This is a genomic window from Daejeonella sp. (assembly GCF_017495225.1).
In the GTDB taxonomy this organism is placed as follows: domain Bacteria; phylum Bacteroidota; class Bacteroidia; order Sphingobacteriales; family Sphingobacteriaceae; genus Daejeonella.
Window position 1 is genome coordinate 1 of sequence record NZ_JAFEIG010000021.1, and the last position, 15,338, is coordinate 15,338.

9 protein-coding genes are annotated in these 15,338 nt (G+C 37.3%); 4 read left to right on the top strand and 5 right to left on the bottom strand.

Annotated features, from left to right (window positions below; genetic code table 11):
* Positions 1–395: 395 nt before the first annotated feature.
* Positions 396–1,151 (bottom strand): UDP-2,3-diacylglucosamine diphosphatase, encoded by a 756-nt coding sequence (locus QZ136_RS09805; protein ID WP_291402945.1) that lies wholly within the window; start codon positions 1,149–1,151, stop codon positions 396–398.
* 228 nt (positions 1,152–1,379) lie between these two features.
* Between QZ136_RS09805 and QZ136_RS09810 the strand changes: the two genes are divergently transcribed.
* Positions 1,380–3,422 (top strand): prolyl oligopeptidase family serine peptidase, encoded by a 2,043-nt coding sequence (locus QZ136_RS09810; RefSeq protein ID WP_291402959.1) that lies wholly within the window; start codon positions 1,380–1,382, stop codon positions 3,420–3,422.
* A 647-nt stretch (positions 3,423–4,069) separates the two neighbouring features.
* Here the strand turns inward: QZ136_RS09810 and QZ136_RS09815 are convergent.
* Together QZ136_RS09815 and QZ136_RS09820 are read right to left on the bottom strand one after the other, a co-directional pair.
* Positions 4,070–5,779, bottom strand: a complete 1,710-nt coding sequence (locus QZ136_RS09815) for a S41 family peptidase (protein WP_291402947.1) — start codon at positions 5,777–5,779, stop codon at positions 4,070–4,072.
* Between the two features lie 78 nt (positions 5,780–5,857).
* Entirely contained in the window at positions 5,858–6,073 is a 216-nt protein-coding gene (locus QZ136_RS09820) for a hypothetical protein (protein ID WP_291402949.1), read from the bottom strand.
* 123 nt (positions 6,074–6,196) lie between these two features.
* On the opposite strand from QZ136_RS09820, the gene QZ136_RS09825 reads away from it, so the two are divergent.
* Positions 6,197–6,808, top strand: coding sequence for a porin family protein (locus QZ136_RS09825; RefSeq protein WP_291402951.1), 612 nt, complete (start codon positions 6,197–6,199; stop codon positions 6,806–6,808).
* Between the two features lie 147 nt (positions 6,809–6,955).
* Here the strand turns inward: QZ136_RS09825 and QZ136_RS09830 are convergent, their stop codons facing one another.
* Both QZ136_RS09830 and QZ136_RS09835 read right to left on the bottom strand, forming a co-directional pair.
* Positions 6,956–8,263 carry a RagB/SusD family nutrient uptake outer membrane protein gene (locus tag QZ136_RS09830; protein WP_291402954.1) on the bottom strand — a complete coding sequence of 436 codons (1,308 nt, stop codon included), beginning with the start codon at positions 8,261–8,263 and terminating at the stop codon, positions 6,956–6,958.
* 11 nt (positions 8,264–8,274) lie between these two features.
* A complete protein-coding gene (locus tag QZ136_RS09835; RefSeq protein ID WP_291402956.1) occupies positions 8,275–11,376 on the bottom strand; it encodes a SusC/RagA family TonB-linked outer membrane protein in 3,102 nt (1,033 codons plus the stop codon).
* 373 nt (positions 11,377–11,749) lie between these two features.
* Between QZ136_RS09835 and nagB the strand changes: the two genes are divergently transcribed.
* Positions 11,750–13,684, top strand: coding sequence for a glucosamine-6-phosphate deaminase (gene nagB / locus QZ136_RS09840; RefSeq protein ID WP_291402961.1), 1,935 nt, complete (start codon positions 11,750–11,752; stop codon positions 13,682–13,684).
* A 10-nt stretch (positions 13,685–13,694) separates the two neighbouring features.
* Positions 13,695–15,230, top strand: a complete 1,536-nt coding sequence (locus QZ136_RS09845) for a sulfatase (RefSeq protein ID WP_291402957.1) — start codon at positions 13,695–13,697, stop codon at positions 15,228–15,230.
* Positions 15,231–15,338 lie beyond the last annotated feature (108 nt).

Sequence of the window (15,338 nt, forward strand, 5' to 3'; positions counted from 1 at the left end):
GTTAATTGGGTTTTGTCCTTGTTCCTTGCTCTTTATTCCTTGTTCTAATTTTTTGGTTAGACTAACGACATCTTTACCCGGTGGCTGAGGTTCTCGAAGCCGGGGAAAGAGTTGGCAGTTGTCCGTTATCAGTTATCAGGCTGGGTGGAGATGATTGGGAGGTAAATAAAAAACTTTCCTGTTAATTGGGTTTTGTCTTTACTCCTTGCTCTAATTAGTTGGTTAGTTTTAGGCTGGGTGGAGATGAGTTTTGTGGTAAATCTAAATTTTCTGGTAAGTAGGGTTTAGTCCTTATTCTTTGCTCTTTATTCCTTCATCTAATTTTTGGTTAGACTAACGACATCTTTACCCGGTGGCTGAGGTTCTCGAAGCCGGGGAAAGAGTTGGCTTTGACTCTATCCGTTATCAGGCTTCTCAAAATATCGAAGCTCCAATTTTTCGCCATCAAAAACAGCATAAGAATTAAAATTTATCCACTCTCCTAAATTCACATATTTACTAGAACCAAGCGCTATGTCTAGCGGCAAATGGCGATGCCCAAAAATTAGGTAATCGAAATGCTCCTTCGCAAGTAAATCTTTAGAATATGAAACCAGCCACTCCTCAGAAATATCCCTAAACTCCTCTTTTTTATTGTTTTGAAGCCTGCTCTTCATCGACCAGCCGCTGGCAATGCCAATTCCTAAATTGGGATGAAGACGTGCAAAAAACCACTGACAAAATTTGCTTCTGAAGATTTTTTTTAGTATCTTATACTGAGTATCCCCTGGCCCTAGTCCATCACCATGGTGTAAATAGAACTTTTTTCCGCCTCTTTCTATAATCAGCTCATCCGAAATAATTTGTACGCCAAGCTCATCTTTAAAATAGTCGAACATCCACATATCGTGATTGCCCTTAAAAAAGAAAACGGGTATGCCTGAATCAACAATTTCGGCAATTTTTCCTTGAAATCGGATAAATCCCTTAGGAATTACCGAAGCATACTCAAACCAAAAATCGAATATATCGCCGAGAAGATAAATCTCACTAGCTTCATGTTTTATTTGATCAAGCCAGCTAACTACCAAATCCTCCCGCTCGCGACTTGCACGAAAATCGGGAACTCCAAAGTGGAAATCGGAAGCGAAAAATATTTTCTTTGCTGTCATCGGCTCAAAAATACATAATTTTTAATTTAAGCTGGCTGTGGACTCAAATTCTCGATTTCCAATCAACAATTGCATAAAACTGACCGTTTTTCTGATTGATTTCCCTATTTTAGCAATAACCAAAATATATAACCAGTGAAAAGATTAAACCTAACAATGCTCGCAATTGCTGTGTTGATCAGTCCACTTAGTGGAATAGCACAACATACCAGTCCCCAAAATAAGTCCATGAATTACCCTAAAACCCAAAAAATCGATGTTTCGGATACTTATTTCGGAACAACCATTAATGATCCATACCGCTGGCTTGAAGATGATCGCTCGGCCGAAACCAAGGCTTGGGTGGAAGCTGAAAATAAAGTAACTCAGAACTATTTATCAAATATCCCCTTCAAGGGAGCGATAAAAAAACGCTTAGAAACTCTCTGGAATTACGAAAAATTTACCGCTCCATTTAAAGAGGGTGCATACACTTATTTCTATAAAAACGACGGTTTACAAAATCAGTACGTGCTTTACAGACAAGCTGACAAAACTAAGGCGGAAGTTTTCTTAGACCCAAATACCTTCTCAAAAGATGCTACTACATCTCTTGCAGGAATCGAATTTACAAAAGATGGTAGCCATGTAGCTTATCAAATTTCGGAAGGTGGATCGGATTGGAGAAAGGTAATTGTTTTAAAAACTGCCGATAAATCTGTTGTTGGCGATACCTTAATCGATGTTAAATTCTCAGGTCTTTCTTGGAAAGGAAATGAAGGCTTTTATTACAGTAGCTACGATAAGCCTAAAGAAGGTAGCCAGCTTTCGGGCTTAACTCAATACCACAAACTATTTTATCATAAAATTGGTACCTCTCAAAAGGAGGATGTATTAGTTTTTGGTGGCGATCAGACTCCGCGTAGGTACATAAACGGCGGTTTAACCGACGATCAGCGGTTTTTAGTGATTACAGCAGCTGTTTCTACTACAGGAAATGAGCTTTATATCCAAGATTTATCTAAACCTGGAAGTCCGATTACTCAAATAGTTAATGACTTTAAAAACGATTATTCTATCATTGATAATCAAGGAAGTAAATTATTTATTTATACCAATTACAAAGCCCCAAATTATAGAGTGGTAACGGTTGATGCTTCTAACCCAGCACCCGAAAATTGGAAAGATTTTATTCCTGAAACTGATAATGTGCTCCAAGCTAGCACTGCAGGGGGTAAATTTTTTGCAAATTACCTAAAAGATGCTACTTCCTTAGTTATGCAATACGATATGGATGGAAACCTCGAAAGAACGGTAACTCTTCCAGGTGTAGGAACTGCAAGTGGATTTAGTGCTAAAAAGTCTGAAAGAGAGCTTTACTACACCTTCACTTCCTACATTTACCCCCCAACAATCTTTAAATATATTATTGCTACTGGTCAGTCGCTCGAATATAAAAAATCAGGTGTACAGTTTGACCCATCAAAATATGTTTCTAAGCAGGTTTTTTACACCTCTAAAGATGGAACAAAGGTGCCGATGATCATCACCCACAAAAAAGGTATTGAATTGAATGGCAAAAACCCAACGCTTTTATATGGCTATGGCGGCTTTAGTGTGAGTTTAACCCCTTCCTTCAGTACTTCAAATATTATTTTATTGGAGCAGGGAGGAATTTATGCCGTTCCAAACCTTCGTGGTGGTGGTGAATATGGTGAAAAATGGCACTTGGCAGGCACAAAAATGCAAAAGCAAAATGTATTTGATGATTTTATTGCTGCCGCAGAATACCTAATTAGCAATAAATATACTTCTAAAGAGTATTTGGCTATTTCTGGTGGATCAAATGGAGGCTTACTTGTTGCCGCTACTATGAGTCAGCGACCAGAATTATTCAAAGTTGCATTCCCGGCTGTTGGAGTACTAGACATGCTTCGATACAATAAATTTACTGCTGGCGCAGGGTGGGCTTACGATTATGGAACAGCCGAAGATTCGAAAGAAATGTTTGAATATTTGCTAAAATATTCACCCTACCATGCCTTAAAACAAGGTGTTTCTTATCCTGCAACACTTATAACCACAGCAGATCATGACGACCGTGTAGTGCCAGCGCATTCGTTCAAATTTGCCGCTAGATTACAAGAATTCCACCAAGGTGCTAGCCCCGCTTTAATTAGAATTGAAACAAACGCAGGACATGGCGCTGGAAAACCTACCGGAAAAATTATCGAAGAACAAGCCGATAAATGGGCATTTATGCTACATAATATGGGTTTAAGCTTCAAATAGAAATTTAAAAAAGGGGGAATGTTTTTATCTTTTTTAGATGAAAATGTTCCCCTTTTTGAATAAGGAATAAGGAGCAAGGAGTAAGGACAAAGCCACCGGGTAGCTGATGTCGTTAGTCTAACCAACTAATTAGAGCAATGAATAAGGAACAAAGAATAAGGACAAAACCCAATTAACCAGAAAGTCAATTATTTAATATCAAACCCCTCTCCACCCAGCCTGACAACTGATAACTGATAACTGACAACTAATTAGAGCAATGAATAAGGAGCAAAGAATAAGGACAAAACCCAATTAACCAGAAAGTTTTTTATTTACAGCAAAACCATCTCCACCCAGCCTGATAAAGATAACTCAATTCCTACCTTCAAGAACCTGGCTTCGAGAACCTCAGCCACCGGGTAACAAATGTCGCCAGTCTAACCAACTAAAACTAACCAACTAATTAGAGCAATGAATAAGGAGCAAAGAATAAGGACAAAGCCCAAATAACCCGAAAGTTTTTTATTTACCGCAAAATCATCTCCACCCAGCCTGACAAAGATAACGGACAACTGACAAAGCCAACTCTTTCCCCGGCTTCGAGAACCTCACCCACCGGGTAACAAATGTCGCAAGCCTGACAACTGATAACTGACAACTGATAACTATTCTCCCGGTTTCCCAATTCTCCCATATCCCCCTTCACCCTTCAAAATAGAGCTTAACATCGTTTTATTGGCAAATAGTTTGATTGCTTCATTCAAATCCTGATCATTTGGTAAACTGTGCTCAGTCCTACCTTTTTGATAATAGTAGCGTGAAACAATTTCACCCTCAAGCACTTTTTTGATTTCATCCTTAAACAGATAAAGATCATTCTTCTTAGAAGCAAAAATTTTAGCATTTAAAGCATCTATTTCAGACTTATAAAGATCCAACTTGTTTTCCTTCTTGGCTTCAGCAAGTAAATCATTTAAAAGCTTTTCTGTCCCAGATTTATAATTATAAGTTCTTGTGGAAAGGAATTTCACGAAATCTTCATATTCCGCATCGCTCAGCTTAAAAGTCTTTGCAGCAGACATTTTAGGTTTTGTTTGGTGATATTGAGTTGCATAATCAAAAACATGAAAACCGGATTCTAACGTTCTTGTTAACAAGCTATATTTCAATTGTTTAACAAAAATATCTGGAAAAACACCACTACCATCATACACTGAACGACCGCTCTTAGTTTTATATTCCGTGATGAGGGAATCAGCAAGTTTTGCTACCTGACCTTCTGTATCTCTTTGATTATAATTTAAAGATTGAATACATCTACCCGAAGGAGTATAATATTTAGCCACTGTAACCTTCACAAGGCTGTTATAAGGCAAATTGAAGGTCTGTTGCACCAAACCCTTTCCGAAGCTTCGCTGACCGATTACAACGGCTCTATCGAGATCTTGGAGAGATCCAGCAACTATTTCTGAAGCAGAAGCTGATTGTCCGTTAACTAGCACGATTAAAGGCAGCTCAGAATCCATTGCAGGAGCAGAAGTTTTATAGACAATTGGATTTTCGCGATTTCTGCTCTTTTGAATCACAACTGTAGTACCTTTTTCGACAAACAAATTGACAATTTTTACAGATTCCTGTAGAATACCACCCCCATTATCTCGAAGGTCCAAAACCAGTCCATTGAGTTGATTTTTCTTGAGATCCACAAGCGCATCCCCAACCTCTTGTGCAGCATCTTCTAAAAATTGATCGAGTTTAATATAGCCAACAGAATTGGGAAGCATCCCGTAATAACTCACATTCCCCCGCTTAATTTCTTCTCTAAGTAATTGTATTTCAATAGGTTTATCAACACCAGGCCTCTGAATAAGCAAATCTACCTTTGTGCTTTTCTGCCCCTTAAGCATAGAACTCACATCTTGATTGTTCTTTCCTTTGAGTGAAACATCAAATATTTTTAGCAATTCATCGCCTGCTCTTAAGCCGCCTTTTTGTGCCGGAAAACCCTCATAAGGCTCTGCAACAATTACTTTCCCATCTCTGTACGAAATAGTTGCCCCAATGCCACCATATTGATTACTAACATATTTTAGTTTATAATCTTCAATCTCCGATTCAGGAATGTATTGGGTATAGGGATCGAGCTCATCTAGCATCGCATCGATACCAGTTTTCATCATTTTTGATGAATTTACCTCATCCACGTAATTCATGCTCAACTGTTTATAAACTGCCGCAAAAATGTCCAGATTCTTGGACACCTGAAACAAGTCTTCAACGTAGGCGAAAGAGAAAAAAGAGATTATAGCAAGGCTGAGGAAAAAACCCTTGATGGCTTTTTGAAGACCTGATTTTGCGGCGGACTGATTGTTCATGCGTTTAAATTAGAAATTTAAATTACAAAAAACCGTCCTATTATTTAAGAAAATAAGACAAAGGCTAATAAGCCTAAATTATAAACGGTTTGTTTCAAGAAATTGAAGGCCCTTTTCTAGGGTAAATACCACGTATTCACGCTTACGCTTTAATCTTTGCATTAAACGGGTAATTAATTCCTCCTCCTGACCCTGCTGATAAGAAAGATCTTCTTCGCTAAGATGATTGTATTTACGTTTAAGTTTTAATTTTAAACGATCCCATTCTGTATTACTGATGCTGATCTCTGCCATGGCTCAAATTTGCACAAAATTAATTTTTATCGCGACAAATTTCAAGCTATTTCGAATAATTGAGCAATTAGAGGTTTTTGGAATAGCTATTGCATGAATTTTAGAAATTAATTTATAGAACACATGAAAAAGACGATACTATTTACATGCCTTTTGGCACTTAGCGGACTAAGTACCATGGCTCAATCATCCAAATTTACTTTTGGAATTAAGGGCGGAGTTAATTACTCTAATTTGAAAACAAAAGATGATTTAACTAATGAAAACAGTATTCTAGGTTATCAAGCGGGAATATTTGCTCGCGTAGGAGGTGCAGGTTTATATTTTCAACCAGAGCTTTACCTCGGAACTAAAGGAAATGAATATACCGGTATTCAAACCAATGGTAGCATTACCGATGTTAAAGGGGAAATTAAGTTTACCACACTCGATGTACCTCTTTTAGTTGGAACTTCTATAGGTACAAGTAAATTAAACCTTCGTTTTATGGGCGGACCAATAATCTCATTTATTCTTGATGAGGATAATAGCCTTGGAGCAGCCTATAATCAAGTAAGTGATTTCGGAAATTATAAAAATCAAACTTTAGGTTTACAGGCAGGGGCGGGCATCGACTTGGGTAACCTAACTTTTGATGCGCGTTATGAGGCTGGATTGAGCAATATCAGCAAAAGCGAAAAATATAATCAGCAACAGCGATTATTTCATTTGAGCTTAGGCTTAAAAATATTGTAATAGCAAAAACTTCTGTCTTCTTTAAACAATACTATTCTAAATACTATAGGCAAAATTGATAACTTCCAAGCCTTAGTAAAAAAGATTAGTAAAAAAACCATAAAAAAAGGGAGCATTTAGCTCCCTTTTTTATTGTTAGATTTCTAATTACAGTGCAGGATCAGTTGGTGTATTTGGATTCTGATCTCTTTCACGGAATGGGTAATTTACGAAATTACGCTTTCTTTCTGCTTGCGGGCGACCAAAACGACGTGAGTCTTCAAGTTTTTGTCCTGAAATATACATTTCAATTGAACGCTGTCTGAATATCTCAGTCATGATTTGATCTTTAGTCATTGGACCAACCAAAGCAGGAAGATTAGCACCCACACCCAATGGATCTTGAGAAGCTGTTTTAGTTTGAATTTTATTTAATTCAACTAAAGCATTATCAAGATCAGCTTGAGTAGCAGTAGAAGGGCGTGCTAATGCCTCAGCCTTAATTAAAGTCATTTCACCTGGAAGATAAACTGGCCACTCTGAAGTTAAGCTAGCTGCAAATCCAGCCATTCTCCACTTTGGTGCAATAGTATTATTTATAGACAGATAGAAAGAGATACGCTTATCGTCTGCAACAGGCTGTAAACCTACTGGTAAACCAAATGTATCATCAATAGGCTGCCATACGTTATTACTTGAAGTTACTGTGCCAAATATTCCATTTTGATTGATTGATGTTGATAAAAATACCGACTTCTTAGATAAATCAACAGCATTTGCAGAACTTAAAGCAAGTGGGTAATTACCCGCATAAAGCGCATATCTAGCTTTTAAAGCTCTCAAAGTGTTTGGAATATCAATTCCCTGAGGAATAGTACTTGTGAAGCTTGAACTAATTGGATTAGTACTAATAGCAGTTAAGGCACGATCAATATCTGCAATAATCTTAACATAAGCCTCATTACGAGTGATGAAAGTTGCATTTTGCCCGGTTGAGGCTGGTACTTTTTCCCAAAATGCTGCAAGATCAGCCAAAGCTAATGACTTGAAAATTGTAGCATAACCCAATAATCCACTTGCAAATCCCTTATCGGGAACATTATTAACGCGGCTAATAACATAATCAGCATCAAAAATAATTTTAGTACTGTTTGACCATAGGGCACCTATAACCGTATTACCTCCATCAAGTGTATTTCCCCCAACACTCAATTGAAACTCTCCTGTATTACCTTGATTTAAAAGTGTAATTTCATTAGTTAAAAAGCCACTAATTGTAATCGCATTATAAATATTGCCTCTACCGGCTGTATATCTCGATTGAAGTGAAACAGCAACTCCAGTTAAACCTTGAGTGCTCTCTCCAATTTTATCTTCGGTAGCTCTAGAAGGATCAGCAAAGTCCTTTACACAGCCTGTAAAAGTCATTAAAGCAAGACCCAGCGCTGTTATTGATATATATATATTCTTTTTCATCTTGTCTTAAATTAAAATTTAGCCTGGATTCCAAAATTGAATGATCTAGGAACCGGAACAGCACCAAAATCAATACCTCTTAAAATAGAACTCTGTCCGCCTGAGTTAACCTCTGGATCGTATCCTGCATCAAAATTATCCCATGATATAAGGTTTCTTCCAGAAACAATTAAGTTTACATCTTTAATATATTTCACAGAACCAACTCTATAACGGAAAGAAACTTCTCTCAATTTCACCCAATTGGCAGATTTTGAACGCCATTCTTCAATATTATAATTTGCAGAAACATAACCTCTTGGAACAAGTCCTAAATGCTCTTGCTCAGCAACTTTACCAGCTCCAACACCTTGAGAAGTTCTCCAATCTGCCGCCCATCTTTCTCCGCCTTGTTCAGTATCAAGTTGGAATCTAAATCCGAATCTCTTATATGAAAACTCATTTACTAATGAACCATTCCAATCAGGATTTGGGTTACCAATCACTTTACGTAATACAGAACCTGTTGGTTGTCCGTTAGCATCACGCTGAGGCGTAGGATTTGTTGCTGATGTTTGTGTTCCACGCTCTGTTTGAGGGAAACCTGCAGGGTTTAACAATAAATTACCTGAAGCATCTCTAGCAAAATAAGTACCATAGTATAAACCTAATGGTTGACCATTTATTATAGAAACTGGAGTACTAGATGAAGTACCAAAAGTTACTACACCCGGACCAATATTAATTGCTTTGTTTCTATTTCTATTAAAGATAACCGTTGCATCCCAAGTAAATTCACCCTTTTTAATTGGTGTAGCTTGTAGCATTAACTCAATTCCAGTATTTTCAAGTGATCCGAAATTATCCAATCTGCTTGTAAATCCTGTTGTAGGTGCAATCTGACGAGATATTAAAAGGTCAGTAACTTTCTTTTTATAAACGTTAAAGGTTAAACCTAAACGATTGTTCAAGAAAAACATATCTGTACCAAACTCAAACTCATTTTGACGCTCAGGCTTGATATTCTCATTTGCTTGTGTTGCATTTGAAACAAATGAAGTAGTGCCTAAATAAGATGAAGTAGAATAAGCATTAAATCGATCATACGCTCCAATACCAGTCATGTTACCAGACTCGCCATAAGCTGCTCTGATTTTCATTACGTTCCACCAAGAAGAAACATTTAAGCCTTCCCAAAATTTAGTTGATGAAAGAACATAACTACCACTTCCTTTTAAATAAACCTGGTTTCTTTGGCTTTTACCAAATGCACTTGAACCATCAACACGAACAGCACCAGTTAAAAATAGGTTATTATTTACTTTAAAGTTCTGCTGGAAATATGCCCCAGCAACAGAAAATTCATTGCGTCCTTCTGTACCTACACCTGGAGTACTTGCACCGTTAACGGTTTCTACAAAGGGAGCCAAACCTCTACCATCAACGCTTGAGCTCGTTCCGTTTTGATATTGATATGAATAACCTACCTGACTAGTAGAGCTTATTTTGCTGGTAATATCAAAATTATAAGTAATATTTAAATCAGTATTGAACAAATATTGACTAGCAGCACGCTTGGATGCATAACCATTTAATGATGGTAATAAAGTTGGACCACCACCGTAAGAACCCACACCTGTAGCCACATTATATGCATAAGGTGGAACAAATAATGAACCTTCTTGCGCCGAATTATCTACACCTATATTATAATCAACTGTTAAATTCTTTACCGGATACAATTTAAGACCTGCATTAGCAAGAACTCTGTTTGTAACTTGACGTTGTTTAATATCCTCAATAATTGAAACAGGATTTACACGTCCTCTTTCTCCAATAGCTTGAATATTGCCCAATGCATCACGCTTCCAGATATCATGGAAGTTTGCAATAATCCACTGAATACCAACTGGTACCATCAAACCATCACCATAAGGCTTCTCATTTGCATCACTTCTTACAAAATTCAATCCTGCTCTAAAAGTAGCCCATTTGGCAAGCTCTTGATCAACATTTGCTCTCAAACCAAAACGGTTGAAATCCGTATTCTGTACAATCCCCTGATTATTAAAATAAGAAGCAGAAGTATAGAATTTAGTTTTATCATTACCACCACTTACAGAAAGGTTATTGTCTGTACCAAAAGCATCACGGAAAATATAATCTTGATAATCATATCTTTGTACTGGTGAAGTGGTGGTAAGTGCGGTAAGTAAAATATCTTGTGTAACTGCACCAGGACCATCAGTAGGTCCGCCAAATTTTACTGGTGCCATATTCACTGGTAATTTCTTACGCAATTGGCTAGCCATAAAAGTAGAAGAGAAATTAACTTGAGGTGCACCTGAAGCTCCACGCTTAGTGAAAATCTGAACAACACCCGCATTTGCTCTTGATCCGTAAATTGCTGCAGCTGCTGCACCATTCAATACCTCAATACGCTCAATATCTGCAGGATTTATATCCACAAGTCTATTTTGCTGGTTATCTGTAACTCCTGATGTAGCATTATTAGCAATTACACCATCAATAATGTACAATGGATCTGAAGACGAATTTACAGAGCTAATACCTCTTAAACGTACCGACATACCACCAGCTGGATCTCCTTGATTTTGAACAATTTGTGCTCCAGCAACTTTACCTTGTAAACCTGTAAGTACATTACCTGCAGCACCCTTGTTTAGGTTTTCACCACTAACACTACCTACATAATTACCTAATTGGCGACGAGTAGTACCTTCTGATGTACCGGTTACAATTATCTCATCTAATCCAACTGCATCCTGTGAAAGCTCAACATCTAAGCTAACTGATTCGCTGTTTTCTAATTTAACTGTTTTTGTTAATGTCTTATAACCAATATAGGTATATGACACTGTGAATTGACCTGGATTCACATTCGCATTTAACGAATAATTTCCTTCTGCATTTGTTGAAATTGCTGAAGAAGTTGATACAAGTCGAACTGCAACACCCGGAAGGGTTTCTTTTGTTTTTGCATCGATAACTTTTCCACTAATTGTGTATTTGCGAGTTTGAGCATTTAGCTGCCCGCAAAATAAAATTAGCGAAAACATGAACCCTAGCATAAAAAAATGCTTTGGCCATCCTGGAGAGTAATTTCTTCTCATTAAGATTTTGTTTAAGTGAAAAATACTGTTGATTAATAATTATAATTTATTAGAAATTAAAGTACGTTTTAAGAAAAACACAAAAACCTTAATGGATTGCGTTTAAACATAATTTAATAACCAAAAAACAATTATATGATAAAAATATAATTTAAAGGCAAAAAATATATATATTATAATAAATACTGAAATATTTCTTACACAATTTAAACAGTGAGAATATTTAAATTTGATAAGATTTAAAGAATTTATTACTTAATTAATTAATAATTAGACTATTAAGAAATATTTGGACTTTGAGTACATTTATAAACACTAATTCAATTAGAATTAGTCACTTAAAATATTTGTAATTATATTTGCTACTCACCTAATAAAGTTAAATTCTAAGATGGCCCGTTTAAATCTTCTCGAAGAAACCCGTTTTGAAAAACTCCCCGTTACCGTTTATGAAAATGAAGATATCGCTTCTAAAAAGGTAGCTCGTCGAATTACAGACCTCATCATAAGCAAACAAGCAAAAAGTGAAAATGCTATCCTCGGACTTGCAACTGGAGTTACTCCAATAGGGGTGTATCGTGAACTTGTTAGAATTCACAAAGAAGAAGGTGTTAGCTTTAAAAATGTTATTACATTCAATCTGGACGAATATTTTCCAATGAAACCTACATCGCCACAGAGCTATGTAACCTTTATGAAAGAAAATCTATTTGGCCATATTGATATCAATATGGATAATGTTCACATTCCAGATGGAACATTGCCAATCGAAGAAATTCATGAGTTTTGCCTTAATTATGAGAAAAAAATCACTGATTTAGGTGGATTAGATCTACAAATACTCGGCATAGGGCGTACGGGCCACATCGGTTTTAACGAACCTGGTTCTGCACCAAACTCTGGTACTCGCCTCGTTACTCTTGATGATCTTACACGTAGAGATGCTTCACGCGATTTTGGTGGTAAAGAAAATGTGCCTACCAAGGCAATCACCATGGGTATAGGTACCATTTTCAAAGCCCGCGAAATAATTTTGATGGCTTGGAATAAGAAAAAAGCCTTCATCATTAAAAAAGCTGTAGAAGGTGAAATTTCTTCTGAAGTTCCTGCAACTTACTTGCAACTATCTGATAATGTTGAGTTTATTATCGATCAAGATGCTGCTTCAGAACTGACTAGATTTAATACTCCTTGGCTCGTAAAAGATTGTACATGGGATTTACCAATGATCAAAAAAGCAGTTATTTGGTTAGCAAATACCTTAGGTAAACCAATCTTGAAGCTTACCGAAGAAGATTATAACAGTCACGGAATGGCGCAATTAGCTACTGAGCAGGGACCAGTTTACAACATTAATATTCACATTTTTAATAAATTACAACATACTATTACAGGTTGGCCAGGTGGCAAAGGCAATGCAGATGATTCGCAAAGACCAGAGCGTGCAGTACCCGATAAAAAACGCTCAATCATCTTTTCACCGCATCCTGATGATGATGTAATTTCTATGGGTGGTACTTTCATCCGTCTTGTTGATCAAGGTCATGATGTGCATGTAGCCTATCAAACTTCCGGAAATACTGCCGTTTGGGATGATGATGCTCTTAGATTTGTTGAATTTGCTCGTGATTTTAGTAAATCTATTAATCTTGATACTAGCAAATTAGATGATCTTTACATTTCCATGCGTAAATTCTTGGAAAATAAGCAGCCTAACCAAGCGGATACCTCAGAAATTCAAACACTTAAAGGCCTAATCCGTAAAGGGGAAGCAATAAGTGGAGCACGTTTTGCTGGTTTAAAAGATGAGAATATTCATTTTATGGCCCTACCTTTTTACGATAGAGGTAAAACAACTCGTAATCCGGTTGCCGAAGACGATGTACTCATCACCATGGAGCTTCTTGAGCGTGTTAAACCTCATCAAGTATTCGCTGCAGGCGATTTTGCAGATCCGCATGGAACCCATAAAGTTTGTTTCGATATCATTATTGAAGCCCTAAGACGCTTAAAAGATCGTGAATGGGCTAAAGATTGCTGGCTATGGCTTTACCGTGGCGCTTGGCATGAATTTGAAACACATGAAATTCAAATGGCTGTGCCGCTTTCTCCACAAGAGGTTATTCGCAAGCGTTTAGCCATATTTAAACATCAATCGCAAAAAGATATTCCTGTTTTCCCTGGAGATGATGCGCGCGAGTTCTGGGTACGTGCCGAAGATCGTACTCGTGAAACAGCCAAAGCATACGATCGCTTAGGTTTAGCCGAATACGAGGCAATGGAAGCCTTTGTACGCTGGGAATACTAATTTCTAAAATATGAATCGCGGAGCTCGTTTTTTCATTGCGCTAGGAATCAGCTTATTAAGCTTTAAATCTTTTGCGCAACAATCGTCGAGACCTAATATTGTAGTAATCTTAACAGATGATCATGCAGTGAGCACCATTGGAGCCTATGGTTCTAAATATGGTGCTACTCCAAACCTTGATCGCCTAGCAAAAGAAGGTGCACGCTTCAACCGTGCATTTGTGGCTAATTCTATCTGCGGACCAAGCAGAGCGGTACTCCTAACTGGAAAATACAGCCATATCAACGGAATGAGAGATAATCGAGATCGCTTTGATGCTTCTCAAGATGTTTTTCCTGCGCGACTAAAAGAATCGGGATTTCAAACCGCATGGATTGGAAAATGGCATTTGGTTTCTTATCCGCAAGGTTTTGACTATTGGAAAATTTTGCCTGGTCAAGGACTTTACTATAATCCGGGTATGATAAGCATGGCTGGCGATACCACAAGGCATGATGGTTATGCTACTGACATCATCACCCAAGAAACCATAAACTGGCTCGATAAACGAGATCAAACAAAACCTTTCTTTGTAGTGGTGGGCGAAAAAGCTCCTCACCGGACTTGGATGCCAGATACCACCGACTTAGGTAAATTTGACCATATCAATTTCCCTTTGCCCAAAAATTTTTATGATCAATACGAAAACCGCATCGCTGCACAAATGCAGGATATGTCTATCGAAAAAACCATGAAATTGGGTTATGATCTTAAAATGTCAAGTGAGCCTGATGCATCAGCCAGCTCTTTCGTTAAAAGAATGAGTCCGGAGCAAAGAGAAAAATGGAATACTTACTATAATAAAATCGAAAAAGATTTTCTTAAAAAGAAACTTACAGGAAAAGCGCTGATAGAATGGAAGTTTCAACGTTATATGAGAGATTATTACAGTACAACGCTCTCCCTCGACCGAAATATTGGTAAAATTCTGGATTACCTCGATAAAAATAATTTAAGCAAAAATACCATCGTAGTTTATACCTCCGATCAGGGTTTTTACATGGGTGAACATGGTTGGTTCGACAAACGTTTTATGTACGAAGAATCGATGCGTACGCCACTAATTATCCGTTATCCGGAATTAATAAAACCGGGTACAGTGTCAAATCAAATGATATCAAACGTCGATTTTGCTCCCACATTTTTGGAGGTAGCAGGTGTAGCTATCCCCAAAGAAATTCAAGGAAAATCGATGATGCCTTTATTGAAAGATTCAAAAGCAAGCATCCGAAATTCAGCCTACTACCACTTCTTTGAATATCCAGGTGAGCACAGTGTTTTAAAACATTTTGGAATTCGTACAATTCGTTATAAACTCATCCGATTTTACGATCATAAAAATTTCTGGGAACTTTATGATTTAGAAAAAGATCCAAATGAAATGAATAATATTTACGGACAGAAAAAATATGAGTCTCTAACTGCCGATCTCAAAAAGCAATTGGAGCATCTTTGTATTGAAAATAAAGATACTGAGGCATTAAAAGCGCTTTCACAAAAGCTTTAATATTTTTTACTTATTTAAAGCCTAAACCCATGAATACCGTCATTCCGTGGGAGGTACGACGAGGAATCTCATCAATGATAATCTGAGCTTTCAGGATGAGATTTCTCC